This is a genomic window from Hydrocoleum sp. CS-953 (assembly GCF_002260545.1).
Classification (GTDB): Bacteria; Cyanobacteriota; Cyanobacteriia; order Cyanobacteriales; family Microcoleaceae; genus Trichodesmium.
On the sequence record NZ_LGSU01000443.1, the window covers coordinates 1 to 3,137 of the forward strand.

2 protein-coding genes, 1 other RNA gene and 1 pseudogene are annotated in these 3,137 nt (G+C 34.1%); all 4 read right to left on the minus strand.

The genetic code is table 11. The features are described 5' to 3' along the window. Nucleotides 1-263: 263 nt before the first annotated feature. Nucleotides 264-662 (minus strand): phytanoyl-CoA dioxygenase family protein (locus AFK68_RS04425; RefSeq protein WP_143437512.1); only part of this gene is annotated, 399 nt, incomplete at its 5' end. Between the two features lies 1 nt (nucleotide 663). After that, a pseudogene (locus AFK68_RS44185) lies at nucleotides 664-1,342 on the minus strand (phytanoyl-CoA dioxygenase family protein); the annotation flags it as partial. Nucleotides 1,343-1,628: 286 nt separating this feature from the next. Next, a partial coding sequence (locus AFK68_RS38095; protein WP_210407223.1) for a hypothetical protein occupies nucleotides 1,629-1,823 on the minus strand: 195 nt, incomplete at its 5' end. Between the two features lie 639 nt (nucleotides 1,824-2,462). Continuing rightward, an RNA gene (gene rnpB, locus AFK68_RS04435) (RNase P RNA component class A) lies at nucleotides 2,463-2,879 on the minus strand. Nucleotides 2,880-3,137: the final 258 nt, after the last annotated feature.

Genomic DNA, 3,137 nt, shown 5'->3' on the forward strand with positions numbered 1-3,137 from the left:
CAATCCTCCGCATATTCGTGGCAAAAATCTTACTGTTTTTTAGGCAACAGGCACTATTCTTACAGCTCCAGAAGGTAGGAGTTTCAACTTTTTTATTTAATTTTTAATTACCCGCAACATAAGCGCGGATTGCTATATATAGTTATTAAACAATTTCTCTCAGGTTATCTGGCATCTGCCTATTAGTTTTAGATTTTTTTAAACTACTTATTTACTCATACATTCAATCTCTAAATAGTTAGCATTTCCAATAATATTTATCATCAACCATAAGCTCCATGAGGTAAAAATCCCAAAATTCTCTTCAATCTTTCATCTCCTCCTTCATAACAATGACTTGGCATCTGATAATTCATAAATGGTGCATATTTATGACCAACTAATCTTTTCCCATAAGTAATTTGTGTAATGTACCGGGTGACAGAAGATGAATTTCTAGAACCTCTATGCCAAACTTGATTGTTGAAACAAACTGCAGTACCCATTCTTCCAAGACAACTATGAATTTTATCTTCATATCCTGAAATATCGCCGTCGCAAAATTTACCAAAAAGATGTGAACCTGGAATAACTTGGGTAGGTCCATTGTCTGGAGATAATACATCAGTCAAGTAATAATTAACAGTAAATGCTAGAACATTTAAGCGAATATTACTTAGGGGNCTTGATTGTTGAAACAAACTGCAGTACCCATTCTTCCAAGACAACTATGAATTTTATCTTCATATCCTGAAATATCGCCGTCGCAAAATTTACCAAAAAGATGTGAACCTGGAATAACTTGGGTAGGTCCATTGTCTGGAGATAATACATCAGTCAAGTAATAATTAACAGTAAATGCTAGAACATTTAAGCGAATATTACTTAGGGGTTTACCATCAAGGGAAAGAACATGCGGTGTATCATCTTGATGCCATTTATTTTTTGCTAATCCATCAGTTTGAGGAGGAAGTTTAAAAGAATTATTGTGGATAACATGAACAGCATTTGCGTTAGGAATTCCATCATCTCTTGAGTAACCTGTTCCATTTGCTCCACCGATTAAATCTTCTGCAAATGTAACAATTGGTTCCATGGCAAATAAGTCTAGATTATCTTGGGAATGCTCAAACATTCGTTCCATTATTTTGGTTGATGCGTAAGCTTTTACTAATGGATTAGATATGTCATATTTTTCATCTTCAATTTTCTTTAAAATTTTGTCTAAGTCATTTCTAAGAAATTCACATTTTTCGGGTGTTAATACATTGGGAATTACTAAAAATCCATTAGTATGAAAAAATTTAATCCAGTAATTTAATTGCTCTGTTGATGGTGTTTTACCAGCCCAATATTCTGACATTCTATTCTCCTTAATTCATAATCATTACACAACATTATTATAGCAATTTTTTGTGAGGCTTTAGAGAATATGGCAATCCGCGCATAGATCCCGGGTAATCAAAAAGTAGATAAAAAAACTGAAACTTTCGCCTGTTGCCTGTTGCCTGTTCCCTAAAAGCGGTAAGATTTTTATACACAAATAAAATAGGATTGCTATATAGATTAGGGTTGGCATAAAAAGTCTTTTTCAGGAGTAGAAGAGTGGGGTGGAAGGAGAGATTTTTTTCCCTTGTTTGCCCAGAATGCTAAGAACTTGTTGAGCGTTTTAGATTTAAAATATGGTACTTTATTTCTATCCTAAAAAAACTGCAGCCTTGATCTTTTATTAATTGATTATGAAAAATTTTTCGGATAGCTTTTAAATTTTGGCTGAGAAAATCTTCTCCAGGGATGTTTTTAATAATTAAGTTAGCAGATGAAAAAATTTTCTCACCTGCTTTNAAATAGGATTGCTATATAGATTAGGGTTGGCATAAAAAGTCTTTTTCAGGAGTAGAAGAGTGGGGGTGGAAGGAGAGATTTTTTTCCCTTGTTTGCCCAGAATGCTAAGAACTTGTTGAGCGTTTTAGATTTAAAATATGGTACTTTATTTCTATCCTAAAAAAACTGCAGCCTTGATCTTTTATTAATTGATTATGAAAAATGAATAATAGACAACTCCAGAAAATAAATAACGGGAATTCAAGCATTGTTTATACTAGCTGAATCCCGCTAAATTTACCATAAAAAATCCTTTTTTCTAGCTTTTTTCTGAAAATATATATTCCTATTGCCTGTTGCCTGTTGCCTCTAAGAGCAAGAAGCTTATTCTTTTTCAGCAGATGTCTAATGGATAGTGGATAATGAAAATTCTCTATAATTATCAATTATCTATTGAAAATGAGAGGTTTTAAACCTCTAGGAATCAACTATCTATTAGTAAATGCTTTGAGAATTAATCAGCAAGCCCTAGATTAATGTTAATTGCTACAGGACTTCTGCAGTGGTACTAACTATATATAGAGTCAAAAAACTATAACGTTATAGTTTTGAAAACTATATACATGGTCTTGGCGTAAGCCCTATGCTATAAAAAAATAAGGAAAAAGTAGGAAGTAAGCCGGGTTCTGTTCTCTCAACTGAAACCAGTTAAGAGGGCAGTTATCTATCTAGGATGCCTGTTACCAGACACCTCTTGCGGTACACCTAACATCATAGATAAATCTATAATGCAACGGAACTGGAAAAAGACCAACCATTGTTCCTCCGACCTTGCTCCCCGCCGGGGTTTACCGAGCCAGTGCCTCACGACACTGCTGGTGCGCTCTTACCACACCTTTGCACCCTTACCTAGTAAACTTAAAGAATATTTAATCTACACAGGCGGTATTTTTCTGTGGCACTATCCTCACGATCGCTCGCACTGGGCGTTATCCAGCAAGCTTGGTCTTTAGGGAGCCCGGACTTTCCTCAGACCCAAAATCAATATTGAGTCCGCAACCGCCTCACCTACTTTTTCCCTATTTAAGTTATTGTATCAAAAAAAATCATTTCTTAAGTAATTTTTTCATAAAATATTCGAGTATTTTTTCCTGATACCAAATTCAATTTGGTTATTTATAGGACTCTCACTAGAAAACTGTTAAAATATTTACAGTCTAAAATGGTGTAACTTTGTGGAATTATGCTGTTTATAGAAAAACAATTATTATCATAAAAAGATTTGCTTGAAGGTGAGGATCAGGCTATGTTACTACCAGATAAAAAATTAATGA